Raw genomic sequence first — 19372 nt, 5'->3', positions numbered from 1 at the left:
GGCATTCAACGCAGCGAGGATTACAGCAGGATGCGCAGCATACGGCGCAGCGGTTCCGCAGCGCCCCACAGTAGCTGGTCACCAACCGTAAAGGCGGAGAGATACTGCGGCCCCATGTTCAGTTTACGCAGACGACCCACCGGCGTTGAGAGCGTGCCGGTTACTGCGGCAAGCGTCAACTCACGCATGGAGATCTCGCGATCGTTCAGTACCACTTTCACCCAATCGTTATGGGTTGCCAGCAGTTGTTCGATTTCAGGCACCGCGACATCTTTTTTCAGTTTCAGAGTGAACGCCTGACTGTGGCAACGCAGCGCACCAACGCGGACGCACAAACCATCAACCGGGATCACGGATTGGGTACCCAGGATCTTGTTGGTTTCCGCCTGACCTTTCCACTCTTCGCGGCTCTGGCCGTTATCCAACTGTTTGTCGATCCACGGGATCAAACTGCCAGCCAACGGCACACCGAAATTGTCAGTCGGCAGCGTGCCGCTGCGCGTCAGTGCCGTTACTTTGCGCTCGATATCCAGAATGGCAGAAGCGGGGTCTTGCAGCTCTTTCGCCACATCATTGTGCAGCATGCCCATTTGCACCAGCAATTCGCGCATATGGCGCGCACCGCCGCCGGATGCGGCCTGATAGGTTGCGACAGACACCCATTCCACCAGATCGTGCGCAAACAGGCCACCCAGCGACATCAGCATCAGGCTGACGGTACAGTTGCCGCCAACAAAGGTTTTAATGCCTTTGTCCAAACCCTGTTTGATCACATCATGGTTGACCGGGTCGAGGATAATGATGGCGTCATCGCGCATACGCAGCGGAGAAGCGGCATCGATCCAATAACCCTGCCAACCGCTTTCACGCAGCTTCGGGTAAACCTCATTGGTGTAATCGCCACCCTGGCAGGTGATGATGATATCCAGCGCGCGCAGCGCATCCAGATTATAGGCATCCTGCAACGTGCCCTGCTGCCCACCCAGCACCGGAGCAGCCTGGCCGTGTTGTGACGTGGAAAAGAACACCGGACGAATCAGGTCAAAATCACGCTCTTCCTGCATACGCTGCATCAGAACGGAACCCACCATACCGCGCCAGCCGATAAAACCAACATTTTTCATGGTAACAATCCTGCCTTGGGGTGACACAAAGAATTTGGACTGCCACACAGGCAGTACTGACGGCCGACACACACTCTGTTACCCTGTTCTCGTCAGGTGAATGTCTTGCAGAACAATAGGTTTACCGCACGCAAACGCACGCAAAAGCACGCAAACGCACGCAAACGCACGCAAACCGTGGCGGCAGGACTATCATGACGGCAGAGCGAGGGGTAATAAAAATCGGTTTATCACCAAACTCAGCAAATATTACATAAAGTGATGACTATCAACCTTACAAAATGTATCAGAAGTCGCAAGTGAATTTATTCGATGACACCGGCTTTTTCAGCAACGAGGCTAATGCGGTGGCATCATCTGAGGGATAACAGGAGTCAACCACCACCATGAGCGAGATGATCTCAGCAACCATTTTGTTGCTGTTAATTATGGATCCGCTGGGCAATTTGCCCATTTTTATGTCGGTACTGAAACATCTGGATCCGAAACGCCGACGGGTGGTGTTGATTCGTGAGATGGTAATCGCCCTTGGGCTAATGCTGATTTTTCTGTTTGCGGGCGAACGTATTCTGGCGTTCCTCAACCTGCGGATCGAAACCGTCTCGATTTCGGGCGGCATTGTGTTGTTTTTAATTGCTATCCGCATGATATTTCCGTCGCAGGAAAGCAACAGCAGCGGGCTGTCCGCCGGAGAAGAACCTTTTCTGGTGCCAATGGCGATCCCTTTGGTCGCTGGACCGTCCATTCTGGCCGCACTGATGCTGCTGTCGCATCAATATCCCGATCAGTTGCCGCATTTAACCTTGGCTCTGTGCATCGCCTGGGGCATTTCGTTTATCATCCTGCTGATGTCCGATCTCTTTTTGCGTTTGCTGGGTGAAAAAGGTGTCGCTGCGCTGGAGCGATTGATGGGGCTGATTCTGGTCATGTTGTCGACCCAGATGTTCCTAGATGGCATACGCACTTACCTGATGAAATGATGCCGTTACTGACCTGTTTTCGCCCGCCGTGGGCATGGAAGGGATAACCACCGCTATGTTTTTGTTTACTCACTCTCGACGAATGCTCGCCGCCGCGCTGTTTTACAGCGGCGCGACAATGGCCGCCTGCCCGAGCGCCGCTGGTTTGAGCATCGTGCCGCTGCAACAGGGTGTGAATAACCTGGCACTGGCACACCCGGCCTCAGCGGATTTGGCGGTGCTTGCCACCTTCGAAAACAACACCTCTCATCCTAATCGCGGGTTGAGCTTTTACATCAAAACGCCGGACGGTTATTCGCTGGTGCCCATCCCTAACAGCGATGCGTTTATCTGGTTCGATTACCGTATCGCTGCATCGCGGCAGAAGATTTTCGATTTTCTTTTCAGTTGGTGCGCTATCCGCAAGGGCTGCGCCTGATCACCGCAGAAAAAGTGGGAGAGGATTTAACCGACGCACAGCCGGTTAAACTGCAACGTTATGTGTTGCAGGAAAGCCACGACGATCCCGGAGTGCCGCTCTATACCTGGCATGAAGAGAAAAGCATCGTCACCACGCAATCCTATGAGGATGTCGATGCGTTATTGACCGACGGCGCAACGCTCTGCACGCTGCTTCCCGCAGAGGCTCCCTGAGAAGAACAAAAAACGGTGCATCACCTGTACGCACCGTTATCCGTTACACTGGGGGCAGATCAAACAGCAAGATTTCACTCTCTTGCGTGGCGTGTACCGAGAGGGTTTCTTCGTCCCATATCGCCAGCGCATCACTTTCGCCAGCGCGCTGACCGTTGATGTCAACTTCACCCCGCACGACCTGAATCCACACGCGACAGCCTGCCGGCACCTGATATATCGACTGCTCTTGCGGCTTCAGCGCCCAGCGCCACAGCGTCATGTCCTGATACACCTTCAGCGAACCGTCACGCGCATCCGGAGACAGCACCAGCTGACGCCCCTGCGGTGCATCAAAGCGTCTTTGCTCGTAGCGCGGTGTGATACCCGCTTTTTCCGGAATGATCCAGATCTGATACAGATGCAGCAGTTCATCCTGACTGGCATTGTATTCCGAATGGCGAATCCCGGTGCCTGCGCTCATGATCTGAAATTCACCCGCCGGAATTTGCTCCTTGTTTCCCATGCTGTCCTGATGTTCCACCGTGTCGGACAGCACATAAGTCAGAATTTCCATGTCTTTGTGCGGATGAGTGCCAAACCCTTGCCCGCCTTCAATGCGGTCTTCGTTAATCACGCGTAACGCAGAGAACCCCATAAAGTTGGGATCGTAATAATCCGCGAAGGAGAAACTGTGCCAACTATCCAGCCAACCGTGGTTCGCATGGCCACGCGCCTCAGCCTGTCGTAAATAAATCATATCGCCTCCACAAATGTTGTCGTTGTGTTAAGTCTATCGGGAGGCAGCGAATAAGAAAGCGTAAAAAACTCATCGATCAGTTCAAAAAATTTAAAAGAGGGGGGGAAAGACAGACAAAAAAAGCCAGCACCCGAGCTGGCTAAATAAACACTGGAAGCAATGTGAGCAATGTCGTGCCTTCACAGCGAGCGCGTCAGAACATAGCAATGCACGTACTAGTCTCTCTGGAATGCATAACAATAATAATCATTATCATTCGCGTCTGTAAAGGATTATTTTTCCGTCGCCAGTGTGCGTGTTAATAATGTGATCGGATGCTCACAAGGTTTGCTGGTCGACATCTCTACCTGCCATTTACAGGTTTCGCAGTCTGTCACCACCATATCCACCCCGCTCTCTTCAATCTGACGGAACAGCGGTGCACCAATCCCCTGCGAGGTGGTGTAGTTTTCCTTTTAAAACCGTAAGTTCCGGCAATACCGCAGCACTGGGATTCCAGCACCACCAGTTCCAACCCGGGAATGCGGCGCAGCAAATCCAGCGTGTAGGACGTCCACCCCATTTTCTCCATATGACACGGCGTGTGATAAGCCACGCGCAGCGGCAGCGTTTTGCCTTGCTCTAACAGGCGGTACAGCTCGCGTGTCACCAGCGTGATGCGATCGCGCACCGCGTGGTTATCCACGTCAAGCAAGTGAGGATATTCGTCACGCAGCGTAGCCGTACAGCTTGATGAAGTCGCTACTACGGTTAAATTTTTACCCTGCGCCGCGCTTTCCAGGTAGCCCACGTTTTGCTGCGCCTGCTTTCATGCCAAGGCAAGAAAGCAGGCGCAGCACTTCTCTTTTTCCAACAGTTGCACGCCAATACCCATCGCATTGAATACGCGGATCAGGTCTTTGCCCAACTGCGGATGGTTGTAGTTAACGTAGCAGCCGTGGAAATACGCGATCTGCTCGCTGAACAGTTTTTGCTCTTCCACTTGCTGACGATACCAGCGGCGGAAGGTGCCGAACGAGTACTTGGGCAGTTGACGTCGATGGTCAATTTTCAGCGCCTCGTCCAGCAACTGCCGCACTGGTTTCAGTCCGGTTGCCGCGTTCACTAACGGCGCAAACGGTGTGGATACCGTCCCCATCAGATCGGTATGGCTAAGGATGGTGTCACTCAGTGAAGGACGATGCGGGTTATAGCGCGCTTTGGCACGCTGAATGATATCGCCAATTTTTACATCCGACGGGCAGGCCACTTCGCAGCGTTTGCAGTTGGTGCAATATTTCAGCGCCTCATCATACAACGCCGGATCTTTCAGACGCAGACGTTCACCGTCCGGCCCGGCCTGTTTCGGCCCCGGATAAAGCGGATTAACCCGGGCAACCGGGCAGTAGGTGGTACACACCGTACACTTGATACAGTTGTCAAAACTGGTGTCATTGAGCAGGCTCATGCGACCTCCCCTTGCAGCAGCGTATCGGAAGCCGATAACGCGCTCAATAAAGATACCCCCGCGCCACAGCCCTGCGCCAGAGGATCGAACCCTGCCAATAACCGCGCCAATGACGTAGACGCCGGGCACCGTAACGCCCTTGATGCTCGGGCGCAGCTTCTCATCGGTTTTCACACCGAATTGCCGATACGGCTGAGGTGCCAGAACCGCTTCCCGGCTCCAGTCGCTACGCTCAGCAGCATAGTGCACATCAAGACCAAACACTGGCTCTACTACGCGATCGAACTCCGCCACCAATCCGTTGTTAAAGAAGCTGCCGCTGGCGAGCACAACCTGCTGAGCGCGCAGCGGGATCTCGACATGATTACGGGTATAAAGCGCCTTTTCGGTTGCAGAAAGATCGGCGCGCACGACCTTGTCGCCCGGCATGACCATCCCGCCCAGTTGACGAAAACAGCGCACTATCGCTTGATGCAGACGAACACCCGGCAACGATGGCGAGAGCGTCGGCAACAAACCGACGGGTTTCCCCAACGCGTTTTGCAGCGCATCCAGCGCGTTTGGCGCATCCAAACCCAGGCAGGCCGGAAGAATGACCGCATCATGGTGAGAACTCAGTCGTGCCAACTCCGCCAACAATGCGGCGGCGTTTTCCGGCAGATCGAGCATGCGAGCGATATTTACCGCACGAAACTCACTGGGGTTACTGCGCAGACGATCCAACGCGGGCAGGGCAGATCGGCCACGATAGACGCTTGAAAATCCAGGAATCCTTCAACAATCAGCGGGGCACGCCACGCCAGAGGCTGGCCCTGTTCGCGCGTCACAATCTCCGGTGGACTAAGCCAGCACGGGCGATATTTGCCAAGCGGCGTCAGACGCAGGTGATTTTGCTGATGACTGCCCGCCATCGTCGCGCCACAGCGAGCCAATAAGGCTTCCGCTTCGGGCACTAAATGGCGCACGACTGCTTCTCCCATCAGGGAATAGGGATGCTCGGGAACCTGCTGCGCCAGTACCGCCAGCTCCTCAAGTGGACGGTGAACCGGCTCGCCATCCGGTAAAAAAGAGAGCAAGTCCAGCGATCCCGAAGAAAAATACAGGGCGCTTTGCCCTGAACTGATAATGGCGCAATGTTTTCCTTGCTCGGCCAAACGAATACCGCAGGTGAGCCCGGCTAATCCGCCACCGATAATGACGACGTCATACCGCATCATGTTCCTCCTGCTGATCTTCCACACTCAAACCACACAATCCCTGATAAACCCAACTGGTGAATTCGCTCTCGCGCAGCGCGTTGCCCCACGCGATGGGGAGAACGCCTTTCCAGCGCTCGTTTAAGAATTGGCTAAGCTGCGCTAACGCCTGTGGAGGCGTCGATTGCCCCAGCTTTTCACACACACCTTGTCGGTGACCCACTCCGCCATCAGGCGGTACGTCATCAATTTACCGCCGGTAATGGTGACAAACCCTTCCAGCCCGTCGCGGCTGGCATGGTCAAGCAGCACGATGCCGCGACTCACGCTGCGCCCGCTCGGGTCATTGTCGCTGGCCACCAGCGGACGCACGCCCGCATAGGCGCGTAAAATGCGCGTCTGCGCCATCATCGGAGCCAGTTTCGCCCCTTCGCGCATCAGGATTTCGACCTCCTGCGGGGTGACGGACATGTTGTCTATCTGGTCATAGTCCATGCGGGTTGAGGTGGTACCGATCAGTGAAATGGCGTCACCCGGCACCAAAATATCGGCATCGGCAGGCTTACGGCAGCGGTTGATCACCATATTGTTGATACGGTGGCCCAGAATCAGCAACGCCCCTTTGGCCGGGAACATCCGCACACGCAGATCCGCATATTCGGCAATGCGCTGTCCCCAGATGCCGGCGGCGTTGATCACCACTTGTGCATAGAGATCGAGAGTGCGTTGTTGTTTATGGTCGAAAACGCGCACGCCGGTGACGCGATCGCCCTGACGAATCAACCCCAGCACTTCGTGGTAGGTCAATACTTCACCCCATGCTCACAGGCATCAACCATATTAGCCGTGGTCAGCCGAAACGGATCCACGGTGCCGTCCGGTACGCGTACCGCGCCAATAAGCTGCGAGTTGGCCGCAGGCTCAAGGCGCAGAGCTTCCTGCGGATCAATGGCCTGTGCGTTGATGCCCGCCTGCTGACAGGCCGCAATAAACTGGGATTGGTAGGCCAGATCGTCTTCCGGAAGTGTCAGAAACAGGCCATCGGTCGGTTCCACACAGTGCCGGGCAATACGGCGTAAAATCTGGTTTTCTTCAATATATTCGCGCGCGGATTCACTGTCGGTTACCGCATAGCGCGAACCGCTGTGCAGCAACCCGTGATTACGCCCGGTCGCGCCACCGCCAATCACGATGACGTCAGTTTCGCGGTAGGCTGTGCTGTTTTCCATGATGGTGTCACCTTTCCGGATCTTCATTAAGGTTATTCAGACACAGAAAAGGAAAAAAATGATTGATAAAGAGCAAATTCGAGCAAAAAACGAAAATAACAGACTATGTATGTAACCGTTTCGCGATAAAAGTCACACAAACATGGGGCCTATATGGGGGTGTTTTGTTAAGCGCAGCACAATAATTGCACTCATAAAAATGTAACATTTTAGCGGTAGCTCACATTGAAACCCTGCGCCATTTCGCTACCATACGCGCGATTTAGCACAAAATAATTATCGCTTTTAAGCGTATTGGAGAAAGTTATGCTGAGTATTTTTAAACCCGCCCAGCACCAGCCCAGAGTGAGCGACGATCGGGTCGATTCTCTGTACCGTCGTCTGCGCTGGCAGATTTTTCTGGGGATTTTTTTCGGTTATGCCGCTTACTATCTGGTAAGGAAAAACTTCGCACTTGCTATGCCGTACCTGATTGAGCAGGGATTCTCTCGCGGCGACCTTGGCTTTGCGTTGTCAGGGATTTCTATCGCCTATGGTTTTTCCAAGTTTATCATGGGCTCCGTCTCCGACCGTTCCAACCCGCGTGTCTTCTTGCCCGCTGGGTTGATTTTGGCGGCGGCGGTGATGCTGTTTATGGGCTTTGTGCCTTGGGCAACGTCCAGCATCGCCATCATGTTTGTACTGTTGTTCCTGTGCGGCTGGTTCCAGGGCATGGGGTGGCCGCCGTGTGGACGTACCATGGTGCACTGGTGGTCGCAGAAAGAACGCGGCGGGATTGTTTCTGTCTGGAACTGCGCCCACAACGTGGGTGGCGGTATCCCGCCGTTGTTGTTCCTGCTGGGGATGGCCTGGTTCCATGACTGGCGAGCAGCGCTCTACATGCCCGCGCTTGGCGCGATCCTGATTGCTATGTTTGCCTTCGTGATGATGCGCGATACGCCGCAATCCTGCGGCCTGCCGCCTATCGAAGAGTACAAGAATGACTACCCGGTGGATTACACCGAAACCTCAGAGAAGGAACTGACGGCAAAAGAGATCTTCATGCAGTACGTGTTCCCGAACAAACTGCTGTGGTATATCGCCATCGCCAACGTGTTCGTTTACCTGCTGCGCTACGGTATTCTCGACTGGTCACCAACTTATCTGAAAGAAGTGAAGCACTTCGCACTGGATAAATCCTCCTGGGCCTACTTCCTGTACGAATATGCGGGGATCCCCGGCACGCTGATCTGCGGCTGGATGTCTGACAAAGTGTTCAAGGGCAACCGCGGCGCCACCGGGGTGTTCTTTATGACGCTGGTCACCATCGCGACAGTGATCTACTGGCTGAACCCGGCTGGCAATCCGGGCATCGATATGGCCTGTATGATTGTTATCGGCTTCCTGATCTACGGCCCGGTAATGCTGATCGGCCTGCACGCGCTGGAGCTAGCACCGAAAAAAGCGGCGGGCACTGCGGCGGGCTTTACCGGCCTGTTCGGTTACCTCGGCGGGTCCGTTGCGGCCAGCGCCATCGTCGGCTACACCGTTGACTTCTTCGGTTGGGACGGCGGCTTTATGGTAATGATCGGCGGCAGCATCATGGCTGTGATACTGCTGTTTATCACCATGATCAATGAGAAGAAACATAAGGCAGAAATGGAGAAACGCGCTTAATCGCTAAACGCTTCTGTCTGCTGGCGGCTTTCGCCGCCAGCAACGCCATTAAACCGCGGTGAGAAAAAGGCGACGCAGATAGTGTGCCACCGCATCGTCGGCATTGCTGCCAATGACCTCCAACTGCGGCAGTAAATCTTTCAGACGCTGATGCGCGTTGCGCATGATGCATCCTTTGCCTGCCATCGACAGCATTTCAAAATCGTTCATACCATCACCAAACGCAATGCACGATTTTAGGGTATGGCCCATCAGTTTCGCGACTTGCTCAAGCGCATAACCTTTGGACACCCCTCCTGCCATCACCTCCAGACAGGTGAGCGTTGAGAAGCTCACATTGACCCGATCGCCCCAGCGCGCATTGATCGCCTCTTCCAGCGGCAACAGCTTGTCATGGCTGTCACAGGTAAAGAACACTTTGCTCACGCCATCGGTACCGAGCAGGCCCGGTTCAAACAATTTGTATTTGAAAACCGACTCCTGAAAATAGCGCTCCTCTTCCGGGCGGTGGTGGTTCATAAACCATTCATCGTCGCGGTAGACATGCGTCAGCATCTCCGGGTTGTGGTACACTATGCCATAGAGATCGTGCGCAATATCCTGATCCAGATTGTGGCTGAAGATAAGTTCACCCTGAGTGTTGTCACGCACGCACCGTTAGAGGTGATCATAAAGGCGCTGATCCCCAGCCCATCACGAATTTGCGCCACATCCAGATGATGCCGTCCGGTGGCAAACACAAAGTGGATGCCCTGTGCGGTCAGCAGTTTCAGGGTCTCTTTGGCGAACGGAGACAGCGTGTGATCTGGCGACAGCAGCGTGCCATCTAAATCGGAAGCAACAACGTGAAACATAACAGTGAACTCTCACCTCTAAGGGGAATGGCGCGGCACTGGCCGCAACATTTACGGATATTGTGCAAAATGATTGAGAATATGGGTAAACACCTGCGTCCGAATCCCATCTTCTTCGAATAACAGTTCATGGCGGGCTCCCGCAATAACAACCGGAGCACCACCTATACAGGGATGTCCGGCCCGAGCCAACGCCTGACAAAACGCATCCTGACTGCGATTATCCACCACGATATCTTCCTGCGCCTGAAGCAATAGCAAGGGCGTGGTAATGTGTGGGGCCAGTGCAATCAGCTCGCGCCCGGTAGCCATCGATTCCCGCATCCAATGATAAGTTGGGCCACCAACGCGCAGACCAGGCTCATCGGCATAGGCACGCACGCTGCGACGGTAACGCTCACGGCTGTGCGTTAACACGTTAATCAAATAGGGCAGCGGTCGCCATTGCCCGGTGCCGATAGCATAGTAATCACGAATACGGGGATGCAGCTCTGCCCAGGCAACAATACGCGATGCCAGCCAGCCCGGCATCGGCAATTTGATGCCACACATAGGCGCACACAGCGCCACGGCATCGAACGCATCCGGACGACGAGCCAAAAAATGCGCCAGGATTGCGCCGCCCATTGAGTGGGCGAGTGCAAAGCAGCGGCTGTAGCGCACGGGATCGGCTGTTTTAACCGCATCGACATAGCGCAGCCAGAATTGCTCGACGTCGTCCACATAATCGCCAAAGAGTACCACATGTCCGCGGTTGCCGTCTTCCAGCATCCGCCCGGAGCGCCCTTGGCCACGATGATCCATGATCAGCACATCATAACCTGCCTGGAACAAATCGTAGGCGACTTCACCATACTTTACATAGCTTTCAATGCGGCCGGGGAACACCACCACCAAACGCGTGTGTTGCGGGGAGGTAAAGCGCACAAAACGGATCGGCACGTCATCGACGCCGGGAAATTAGCCCTCTTCTCGCTGACGCTAGAAATCCAACAGCGTCCCGGTGACAAATGCCGAAAACTGCTTTTCTCTTAACAAAAGACCGGAAATTTCGGGTGATATCGCGTTTCTCCTTGATGCACGGCACCGCGCTAAACACCTGCAACGCAGGGTCTACAAGAGAGTTTTGTGATCGCTGGCACAACAATCAGCAATGGCGTATTGTGGCACATTCGGTAGCAATGTTTAACAACGTAACGCATCGCAAACAACGCAACAAGACGCAATCAGGAAGCAGCTATGACCCTCGACTGGTGGTTAACCTATTTACTCACAACGCTTATTCTTAGCCTTTCACCGGGGTCGGGTGCCATCAACACCATGAGCACTGCCATCAGCCACGGTTATCGCGGGGCGGCGGCGTCAATCGCCGGGTTACAAGTCGGGCTGGCTATCCATATTGTCTTGGTGGGTATCGGTCTTGGAGCACTGCTGTCACAATCGCTGCTGGCTTTTGACATTTTGAAATGGCTCGGTGCCGCCTATCTGATCTGGCTCGGTATCCAGCAATGGCGAGCGGCCGGCTCGCTCGACCTGCATGCACTGGCGGGCACTATGCCACGCCGCCAGTTGTTTCGTCGCGCCATTCTGGTGAATCTTACCAACCCCAAAAGCATCGTTTTTTTGGCCGCACTGTTTCCGCAATTTATAGTGCCGCATCAGCCGCAGGTCGCTCAGTATCTGATTTTGGGCGTGACCACCGTGGCAGTCGATATTATGGTGATGATCGGTTACGCCACGCTCGCCACCCGCATTGCTGTATGGCTGAAAGGGCCGCGCCAAATTCGCCTGCTCAACCGCCTGTTTGGTTCATTGTTTATGTTGGTGGGTGCCCTGCTGGCAACGGCGCGTAAGGTGTAGTCGGCAACTCGCCGCCAACCGGCGGCGAGAAAAAACAATGGCGTTGTCTATGGCACTGTCGCTCAGCGCGAAATAATCAGATGCAACCCAAAGCCAGTGAACAGAACGCCCGCCAAACCGTCAATCCATTTGGCCAAACGCTGATAGCCGCGACGCATCGCAGGCAGTGCAAACACCAGCGCCACCAGGCTAAACCACAGCAGTGTTTCCAGTGAGATCAACGCAAACAGCCCCCAACGCGCACCGGTACCAACGCTGTCTCCCACAAACAGGGAGAACACGCTGCCGAAATAGATCAGCGCTTTGGGATTGGCCAGATTGGTCAATAGACCACGCATAAAGGTTTTCCCTTTCGAAGGCAGTTCCACCGGTTCAACCGTTTGCTGTTCCCCTTTGCGGCGCGCAGCGCGTAACATCTGCCATCCCATCCAGCACAGATACAATCCGCCGCCGATGGTAATGACATCATGCAACCAGGCCATTTTTTGCAGCAACAGGTGCAGCCCCATCAACTCAATAGCGGCCCACACCATCACCCCCAAGGAAATCCCCAGCACGCCCATCATGGCCTCTTTACGTGAGCAGCTCGCCGCCGTCTGGGAGACAAAAAAGAAATCCGGCCCCGGGCTCATCAATGCGACGAAATGCACCATCGCCACGGTCAAAAACAACATCATGATATTTTCCTTTTTTACTACATAGCCACGAAATTCAAGCCCGATCAGCGCACATCGTCCAGATGTTCGCTGATCAGCGACATAAATGGCGTACCAAAGCGCTCCAGTTTACGCTGTCCGACGCCGTTAATCGTCAGCAATTCGCTTGCCGTTACCGGCAAGCGATCGGCCATTTCCAGCAGCGTAGCATCACTGAACACCACGTAAGGGGGGATATCGCCCTCATCGGCAATGGCTTTGCGTAATTTGCGCAGTTTGGCAAACAGCTTGCGATCATAAAGCCCTGTATACGATTTTTGGTTCGCTTTCGGCTCCAGGTTAACCACGCGCGGCGCCGCCAACTGCAAGGGTATCTCACCGCGCAGCACCGGACGGGCAGATTCGGTAAGCTGCACCGCTGAGTGCAACGCAATATTTTGCGTGAGGAACCCCAGATGGATCAGCTGACGCAGCACGCTGACCCAATGCTCATGAGACTGCTCCCGGCCAATACCATACACTGGCAGCTTGTCGTGCCCCCACTCGCGAATACGCTGGTTGTTGGCTCCGCGCAGCACCTCCACCACATAGCCCAAACCGAAGCGCTGCCCCACGCGATACACGCAGGAGAGCGCTTTTTGCGCATCCACCAGCCCATCATAGCGCTTAGGCGGATCGAGGCAGATATCACAGTTGCCACAAGGGGCATGCCGCCCTTCACCAAAATAGTTGAGCAGCACCAGACGACGACAGGTTTGTGCCTCCGCAAACGCGCCCATCGCATTAAGCTTATGTCGTTCAATTTCTTGCTGCTGACCGGGCGGTTTTTCCTCAAGGCAGCGGCGCAACCAGGCCATATCCGCCGGATCGTAAAACAACGCAGCTTCCGCTGGCAGGCCATCACGCCCTGCGCGCCCGGTTTCCTGATAGTAAGATTCAATATTACGCGGAATATCAAAATGCACCACAAAGCGTACGTTCGGCTTGTTGATGCCCATGCCGAAGGCGACCGTCGCCACGACCACTTGCAAATCGTCGCGCTGGAACGCTTCCTGAACCTGTGCTCGCCGCTCGTTATCCAGCCCGGCATGATAGGCCGCCACGCTAAGGCCGCGGTTTTGCAGACGGGCGCTGATATCTTCCACCTTCGCCCGGCTGTTGCAATAAATGATGCCGCTTTTACCACGCTGCCCCTGCACAAACATCCACAGTTGATCGAGCGGCTTGAATTTCTCCACCAGCGTGTAGCGAATATTGGGTCTGTCAAAGCTGCTCAGATGAATATGCGGTTCGTGCAGATCAAGCAGACGCACAATGTCGCTGCGCGTGGTTTCGTCGGCCGTGGCCGTCAAGGCAACCACTGGCAGTGTGGGGAAACGCTGCTTGATTTGCCCGAGCGCGCGATATTCCGGCCGGAAATCATGCCCCCACTGGGAGATACAGTGCGCTTCATCGATAGCAATCAGCGCCGGATTCCACTGGACAAGCTGGTCAAAGAAGCTGTCGGTCGTTAAACGCTCAGGGGCGATATACAACAGTTTGATCTCGCCGCTGCGACAGCGGTTCATCACATCCCACTGTTGCTCGCGGGTCTGGGTAGAGTTGAGGCAGGCGGCAGCAACGCCATAGGCAAGAAGCTGATCTACCTGATCTTTCATCAAAGAGATCAGCGGAGACACCACCAGCGTCAGGCCATCCAGCACCAGCGCGGGTATCTGGTAGCACAGCGATTTCCCGCCCCCGGTCGGCATAATCACCAGACAATCCTGACCGTTGACAGCCGCCTGAATAACCGCATCCTGCCCGGGCCGGAATTGCTGATAACCGAACGTCTCGCGCAAAACCTGAGCCGCTAACGCTTCCTTATTTAACACTTCCGCCGTAGACACGAGTTCCCCGATCCTCTTTGCGCCACATCGGCCAGTGACCGATAAAATCAAACAGGCGCTATTTTCAGCGCCTGCGATAAAAACTGCAATCTTTTGACCACGAGAATTACTGTTTCTGAAAACGCGCCTCAAAAGATATCGTTCAACATCACGCCCACACCGTAGCGCGTCTGCTTGTGGTTGTAATCGATCATCGATTCGCCGTAACCGCTGAACACCTTGGTATAGAAGCGCACATGTTTGGTCAGCGGGTAGCTCCAGCCCAGCTCTGCATTGCCGTAGCCGGTGTTCCAATTGTAGTGCCCTGCCACGCTGAAGATGCTGTCGCCCCAGACGTAGCCGACACGTACCCGATAATATCCCAGATACTTGGTGATATCCGGGTTATCATCCTTACGATCGGGAATCAGGAACCAGGGTTTGAGATCCACCTTCCAGTTGCCGTTTTGCGCCATCAGGCGCACATAGGCGCGATCCCAACTGCGTGAGGTTGGATCCACTTTGCCGTTGGACTGGTGATTCAACCCCACCTCCACGTCGCGCAGCATCCATCCACCCAGGTGTAGTCGGTCGCCCAGCCAAGAAACACTTGCGGTTCATAGTTGGTTTCACGAAACGGTGATGATTCATCGGCATTCGACATCTGCCACCAGGACTGCTGCGTGTAAGAGTAAGAAATACCCAGTAGCGAATTGTCGCCCATGATGCCGCGCCAGACAGGGAAGGCCAGACTGAGCTGGAAATTCACCTCGTCTTTGCGCGCCTCTTTAGCCCAATCGTAGCTGCTGATCGCCTGTTTGTTGATGTTGGTGGTGTAGGTATAAAGCAGGTAGTTACTTTCGTACGGATAAAGAATAAAAGGATTATCATGGTCTTGCAGCAAATTGGCAATAATGCTGCCACGCACTGCGGGCCTGTCGTGTACAATCTGAATTTTTGCTTCTTCTGCCTGAACCTGTGCCGCCAACAATAGCGTCACGATGCCCGCAATTTTGCGCATACGGTATCTCCGACCAACATGAAAGTGAGGAAAAATGATAGACACGCTCGCTATTATTCTAGCTTCATAATCTATATTTGAATCATCCACTTCCTAGTTATTCATGCTTTTCTGGAAATAAACAGAAACGCCTCATAAAATAAACAAAAATTTAACGTTACACTATCATTATTCTCTGTTCCGATCTCTACTGAGGGCCGCTCCCCATGTCACTTCCTCTTGTACAACAAGATGACACACTCCCTCCTGATGCAATGTTACCGCAGGAGAGCGTTCGCCAGCGCGTCAGCGACATATTCATCTACCAGATGCCATTTAACCGGGAGCTGGGGCTTGAACTGCGTGAATTTGAGGCCGACCATGCCATTCTGGTGTTCGATCGTCAGGAGCGATTGGTGGGGAATGCGCTGCAAAAAATTCTCCACGGCGGGGTGATCGCCGCTGGGCTGGATGTGGCTGCGGGGCTGGTCTGCGTCGGCAGCGCCCTGTTACGTCATCAAAGCATCAGCGCCCATGAATTTCACCAACGACTGGCACGAATGGACACCATCGATCTGCGTGTGGACTATCTGCGTCCGGGTCGCGGCGAGCACTTTACCTTGACCAGTACGCTGCTGCGCGGGGGGAATAAAATCGCCGTGGCGCGCGCCGAGTTGCACAACGAAGCACAGGTGCATATCGCCACCGCCACTGCCACCTATATTGTCGGATAATGGCGAATTATTCGCACGGTAACGATAGAAAAGACTGAACAATCCTAATTTAGCAAAACGAAGCACTAAAACCGGAGGATAAGATGAAAGTCGCTGCGGTTTCGCGTACAGTACCTGTTCTTCCGACCGTTGAGTAAGCCTTCCACATGAATGAACAGCAATCACGCCAGGGTGTGTTATTCGCCCTTGGTGCCTATTTCATTTGGGGCATCGCGCCCGTCTATTTCAAGCTGATTGGACAAGTTCCAGCCACAGAGATTTTTACGCACCGCATTATCTGGTCATTTCTGTTTATGCTGGTTCTGGTGAGCGTTAGCCGCAAATGGCGTCAGGTACAGCACGTAATGGGTTCACCCAAAACGCTGCTGATGCTTGCCCTGACCGCCGTACTGGTCGGCGGCAACTGGCTGCTCTACATTTGGGCGGTCAACCATGATCACATTCTGGAAGCCAGCCTGGGCTATTTTATCAACCCGCTGGTTAACGTGATGCTGGGGATGATTTTTCTCGGCGAGCGCTTTCGTCGCCTGCAATGGTGTGCGGTATTGCTGGCTTTCAGTGGCGTACTGATTCAGTTATGGCAGTTTGGCTCGGTACCGGTGATTGCGTTGGCGCTGGCCTTCAGCTTCGCTATCTACGGCTTATTACGCAAGAAACTTGGCGTAGACGGCCAGACCGGCATGCTGATTGAAACGCTGTGGCTGCTGCCCGCCGCAATTATCTACCTGTTTTTTATTGCCGATACACCGAGCAGTCACCTTGGCAATAACAGCACGACGCTCAATCTGCTGTTGGTCAGTGCGGGCATCGTGACCACCATGCCACTGCTGTTTTTCACCGCAGCCACAGTGAGAATGCGCCAGTCCACCCTCGGGTTCTTCCAGTATCTCGGTCCAACGCTGATGTTTATTATCGCTGTCACCGTGTATGGCGAACCGCTTGGCAGCGACAAAATGGTCGCCTTCGGTTTTATCTGGGCGGCTCTGGCGCTGTTTATCATTGACGCCTTCATCGCCCAGCAAAAATTACGTCGCGTCCATCGCAGTGTGGCGTGAGATGTAACGCGACAATACCGGACTAAACAACAACGTCGAAAACAGCCGCAGCGTTTGCATGGCAATCACAAAAGCCATGTCAACGTTGCTGCCCGCCGCAATGACCGCAATAGAATCCAGCCCACCGGGACTGGTCGCCAGATACGCGGTAAGAATATCTACCGGCAGCAGCAGCGTTACGCCGTAAGCCATGCCCCCACACAGCACCATCAGCCCGATGATAGAGGCCATCATATGCGGCAAGGTGCGGATCGCCAGCAGGAAAATCGGGCGGGTAAAACTTAGTCCCACGCTCCAGCCGATAAACGCATAGGCCAATGACAATATCCACTCCGGGGTTTGCAGCGTCAGCGTGCCGGTAGAGTGCAGCGCTGCGCCGAGGATCATCGGCCCCAGCGGCACACCGGACGGAAGGCGCAGCCAGCGCCCCAATAGCACGCCGCAAAATGCCACGCCAAGCGTGGCAAAAAAACGCCAGTCGATCGCAGGAAACCAGACCAACGCGGCGGTGTTGTGTGCCGCAGTTTCACCGAGGCTCAAGCGCGCCACACAACGCCGCCGCCGCGGTCACCATTAGCACGCGCAGGTATTGCATAAACGCCACCAGCCGCACATCGGCACCAAACTCGCTCGACATGGCGGCCATCGCCGAGGCTCCGCCGGGGGACGCGCCCCAGGCGCCGGTGGTGCCGGGCAAGGCACTGAATCTCACCAGTAGCCAGCCAGAAAAAACCGCTGGTGGCAAGGGTTGCCACCAGAATGCCCAGCACCAACGGCCATTCATTTAACAGCGGACTCAGAATGGAGAGAGAAAGGCTTTGCGCCACCAGACAGCCAAGAATAGCGTTAGCGGCCCAAAAATAAGCCGGTGGCATGCGAATCGTTGCACCCTTCAGCCCCATGACCACACCAACTATCATTGGCCCCAGTAGAAATGCGGCCGGAACATGAAACCACTGCAATGCCAGCCCGAGCAGCAGAGAAACAACCAGCAGCACTCCCCACCCACTGCGCCAGGGGCGAAACCCTTCCCATAGAGACAACCTGATATGACAAAACTGGTAGAGGTTTCATTCTAAACAGAAGGGGGGACTAAATTAATATGGAAATAATCGTAGAAGCAGAAAATGAGGGCGTTCCCGGCTTGCGCCGGGAAGCATGGACATGTCGTTACAGCCAGTTTTTACGCTTAAAGTAGAGATACGGTGCCAGTCCGGCCAGAATCATCAGCACGATGGCCCCCGGATAGCCAAATGACCAGTGCAACTCCGGCATAAATTCAAAGTTCATTCCATAGCTGGAAGCCACCAACGTCGGCGGCAGGAACACCACGGAAACTACCGAGAAGATCTTGATAATGCGGCTCTGCTCAATATTGATAAAGCCCATCGTCGCCTGCATCAGGAAGTTGACCTTCTGAAACAGGGATTCATTATGTGGCAGCAGGGATTCGATATCTCGCAGAATCTCTCGTGCCTGTTCCAATTGACCGCTCGGCAAGCGCGCGCGGCGCACCAAAAAGTTCAATGCGCGCTGAGTAATCAAACACAGGCGTACCTTCCAACCCACGTCTTCTAATTCTGCTAACGTCGAGAGCGCCTCGTCGTACTCTTCACCCTGACGTCCTTCCATGATAACGCGGCTGAGCGATTCCAAATCGCTGTAGATGTTTTCAATTTCATCGGCCAGCTGCTCAATCTTGGTTTCAAACAGATCGAGCAGCAGTTCGTAGGCGTTACCGTCCACCAGCGTCTGGTTGCGCGCACTCATACGGTACAGACGAAAGGCAGGCAATTCACGCTCGCGCAGCGTATACAAACGCCCGTCGCGAATGGTGAATGCCACGGTGGGAGTTTCCAGCGTGATCGTCCGCGTCTTCGAAGAAACGTGCCGATGCCTCGATATCTTCCAGTTCCGGGCGAGTTGCCAGGTTCTGTCCCAACCGGTTTTGCACCAGCTCACGCTCTTCATCTTCAGGCTCGACCAAATCCACCCACACGGAGGCGGCGGTATCATCGGTGCCGTCCAGTTCCAGACGGGATAAGCGGCAGTTATCCAGTTTAAATGCGCTCAGCATAGGCCATGTGCTCCTAGTGCGGTAACAGAGAAGGGCGGACGCGTTGAAGCACAGAAACGGTGATGACATGGCACCAACAGGTTTCAAACCGACGGTGCTGACTCAAAATGATGACGGAGGAATACAACATCACTGATAACCACCAGGGCTACCGGCAAAAACAGCAGGGCAGCCTTAGAAATTGTTAGTAATCAATTAATTAATTAGCTAGTATCGACTGGGTGTGTCCAAGGCGGGGCCCTCCGGAAATAATGATGGGCGCAT

General features: G+C 54.5%; 11 protein-coding genes and 8 pseudogenes. 7 read left to right on the top strand and 12 right to left on the bottom strand.

Annotated elements, in window-relative coordinates; genetic code table 11:
• Nucleotides 1-20: 20 nt before the first annotated feature.
• The gene (gene asd, locus ACMZI0_RS19100; RefSeq protein ID WP_415674137.1) at nucleotides 21-1124 is read right to left on the bottom strand and encodes an aspartate-semialdehyde dehydrogenase; all 1104 of its coding nucleotides are present in this window, start codon (nucleotides 1122-1124) and stop codon (nucleotides 21-23) included.
• A 386-nt stretch (nucleotides 1125-1510) separates the two neighbouring features.
• Here asd and ACMZI0_RS19095 point away from each other — a divergent pair, with 386 nt between their 5' ends.
• From ACMZI0_RS19095 to ACMZI0_RS19085, 3 genes are read left to right on the top strand one after another with little or no spacing between them, the layout of a single operon-like run.
• A complete protein-coding gene (locus tag ACMZI0_RS19095) occupies nucleotides 1511-2104 on the top strand; it encodes a YhgN family NAAT transporter (protein WP_415674136.1) in 594 nt (197 codons plus the stop codon).
• 55 nt (nucleotides 2105-2159) lie between these two features.
• A complete protein-coding gene (locus ACMZI0_RS19090; protein ID WP_415674135.1) occupies nucleotides 2160-2522 on the top strand; it encodes a carbapenem self-resistance protein CarG family protein in 363 nt (120 codons plus the stop codon).
• Nucleotides 2495-2737, top strand: coding sequence for a carbapenem self-resistance protein CarG family protein (locus tag ACMZI0_RS19085; protein ID WP_415674158.1), 243 nt, complete (start codon nucleotides 2495-2497; stop codon nucleotides 2735-2737). The genes ACMZI0_RS19090 and ACMZI0_RS19085 overlap by 28 nt, the downstream gene beginning before the upstream one ends.
• Nucleotides 2738-2780: 43 nt before the next feature.
• Here ACMZI0_RS19085 and ACMZI0_RS19080 read toward each other — a convergent pair whose 3' ends face one another.
• The 4 genes and pseudogenes from ACMZI0_RS19080 to glpA form a co-directional block, all read right to left on the bottom strand.
• Entirely contained in the window at nucleotides 2781-3476 is a 696-nt protein-coding gene (locus tag ACMZI0_RS19080) for a pirin family protein (RefSeq protein ID WP_415674134.1), read from the bottom strand.
• A 272-nt stretch (nucleotides 3477-3748) separates the two neighbouring features.
• Nucleotides 3749-4923: pseudogene (gene glpC, locus ACMZI0_RS19075) on the bottom strand (anaerobic glycerol-3-phosphate dehydrogenase subunit GlpC).
• A pseudogene (gene glpB / locus ACMZI0_RS19070) lies at nucleotides 4920-6137 on the bottom strand (glycerol-3-phosphate dehydrogenase subunit GlpB). Before glpB ends, glpC begins: the two co-directional pseudogenes overlap by 4 nt.
• Nucleotides 6127-7348: pseudogene (gene glpA / locus ACMZI0_RS19065) on the bottom strand (anaerobic glycerol-3-phosphate dehydrogenase subunit A). The pseudogenes glpB and glpA overlap by 11 nt, the downstream one beginning before the upstream one ends.
• Before the next feature lie 306 nt (nucleotides 7349-7654).
• Here glpA and glpT point away from each other — a divergent pair.
• Nucleotides 7655-9004: a glycerol-3-phosphate transporter gene (gene glpT, locus ACMZI0_RS19060; RefSeq protein ID WP_415674133.1), complete on the top strand. Its 1350-nt coding sequence runs from the start codon at nucleotides 7655-7657 to the stop codon at nucleotides 9002-9004.
• Nucleotides 9005-9052: 48 nt separating this feature from the next.
• Here glpT and yigL read toward each other — a convergent pair.
• Both yigL and pldB read right to left on the bottom strand, forming a co-directional pair.
• Nucleotides 9053-9858, bottom strand: a pseudogene (gene yigL, locus ACMZI0_RS19055) (sugar/pyridoxal phosphate phosphatase YigL).
• Between the two features lie 51 nt (nucleotides 9859-9909).
• Nucleotides 9910-10920 (bottom strand): annotated as a pseudogene (gene pldB, locus ACMZI0_RS19050) (lysophospholipase L2).
• A gap of 177 nt (nucleotides 10921-11097) precedes the next feature.
• Here pldB and rhtB point away from each other — a divergent pair.
• The gene (gene rhtB, locus ACMZI0_RS19045; RefSeq protein ID WP_415674132.1) at nucleotides 11098-11718 is read left to right on the top strand and encodes a homoserine/homoserine lactone efflux protein; all 621 of its coding nucleotides are present in this window, start codon (nucleotides 11098-11100) and stop codon (nucleotides 11716-11718) included.
• A 62-nt stretch (nucleotides 11719-11780) separates the two neighbouring features.
• On the opposite strand, the gene rhtC is transcribed toward rhtB, so the two are convergent.
• The 3 genes and pseudogenes from rhtC to pldA form a co-directional block, all read right to left on the bottom strand.
• On the bottom strand, nucleotides 11781-12398 hold the full coding sequence (gene rhtC, locus ACMZI0_RS19040; RefSeq protein ID WP_415674157.1) for a threonine export protein RhtC: 618 nt from the start codon (nucleotides 12396-12398) through the stop codon (nucleotides 11781-11783).
• A 41-nt stretch (nucleotides 12399-12439) separates the two neighbouring features.
• Nucleotides 12440-14263: an ATP-dependent DNA helicase RecQ gene (gene recQ / locus ACMZI0_RS19035; protein ID WP_415674131.1), complete on the bottom strand. Its 1824-nt coding sequence runs from the start codon at nucleotides 14261-14263 to the stop codon at nucleotides 12440-12442.
• Nucleotides 14264-14391: 128 nt separating this feature from the next.
• Nucleotides 14392-15263: pseudogene (gene pldA / locus ACMZI0_RS19030) on the bottom strand (phospholipase A).
• Nucleotides 15264-15469: 206 nt separating this feature from the next.
• On the opposite strand from pldA, the gene ACMZI0_RS19025 reads away from it, so the two are divergent.
• Both ACMZI0_RS19025 and rarD read left to right on the top strand, forming a co-directional pair.
• Entirely contained in the window at nucleotides 15470-15976 is a 507-nt protein-coding gene (locus tag ACMZI0_RS19025) for a thioesterase family protein (RefSeq protein ID WP_415674130.1), read from the top strand.
• A gap of 146 nt (nucleotides 15977-16122) precedes the next feature.
• Entirely contained in the window at nucleotides 16123-17031 is a 909-nt protein-coding gene (gene rarD / locus ACMZI0_RS19020) for an EamA family transporter RarD (protein ID WP_415674129.1), read from the top strand.
• Here rarD and ACMZI0_RS19015 read toward each other — a convergent pair.
• Nucleotides 17002-18074, bottom strand: a pseudogene (locus ACMZI0_RS19015) (AbrB family transcriptional regulator). The gene rarD and the pseudogene ACMZI0_RS19015 overlap by 30 nt on opposite strands.
• A gap of 127 nt (nucleotides 18075-18201) precedes the next feature.
• Nucleotides 18202-19108, bottom strand: a pseudogene (corA, locus tag ACMZI0_RS19010) (magnesium/cobalt transporter CorA).
• Nucleotides 19109-19372 lie beyond the last annotated feature (264 nt).

Origin of the sequence: Symbiopectobacterium sp. (assembly GCF_047692315.1) — a bacterium.
GTDB lineage: Bacteria > Pseudomonadota > Gammaproteobacteria > Enterobacterales > Enterobacteriaceae > Symbiopectobacterium.
The sequence above is the reverse complement of the archived record's forward strand: the minus strand, read 5'-3'. Positions and strand labels throughout refer to the sequence as shown.

Excerpts from the sequence above, each read along its gene's own strand:
- asd (WP_415674137.1), bottom strand. The coding sequence starts at position 1,124 with ATGAAAAATGTTGGTTTTATCGGCTGGCGCGGTATGGTGGGTTCCGTT.
- glpT (WP_415674133.1), top strand. The coding sequence starts at position 7,655 with ATGCTGAGTATTTTTAAACCCGCCCAGCACCAGCCCAGAGTGAGCGAC.
- ACMZI0_RS19090 (WP_415674135.1), top strand. The coding sequence starts at position 2,160 with ATGTTTTTGTTTACTCACTCTCGACGAATGCTCGCCGCCGCGCTGTTT.
- rarD (WP_415674129.1), top strand. The coding sequence starts at position 16,123 with ATGAATGAACAGCAATCACGCCAGGGTGTGTTATTCGCCCTTGGTGCC.
- rhtB (WP_415674132.1), top strand. The coding sequence starts at position 11,098 with ATGACCCTCGACTGGTGGTTAACCTATTTACTCACAACGCTTATTCTT.
- ACMZI0_RS19080 (WP_415674134.1), bottom strand. The coding sequence starts at position 3,476 with ATGATTTATTTACGACAGGCTGAGGCGCGTGGCCATGCGAACCACGGT.
- ACMZI0_RS19095 (WP_415674136.1), top strand. The coding sequence starts at position 1,511 with ATGAGCGAGATGATCTCAGCAACCATTTTGTTGCTGTTAATTATGGAT.
- ACMZI0_RS19025 (WP_415674130.1), top strand. The coding sequence starts at position 15,470 with ATGTCACTTCCTCTTGTACAACAAGATGACACACTCCCTCCTGATGCA.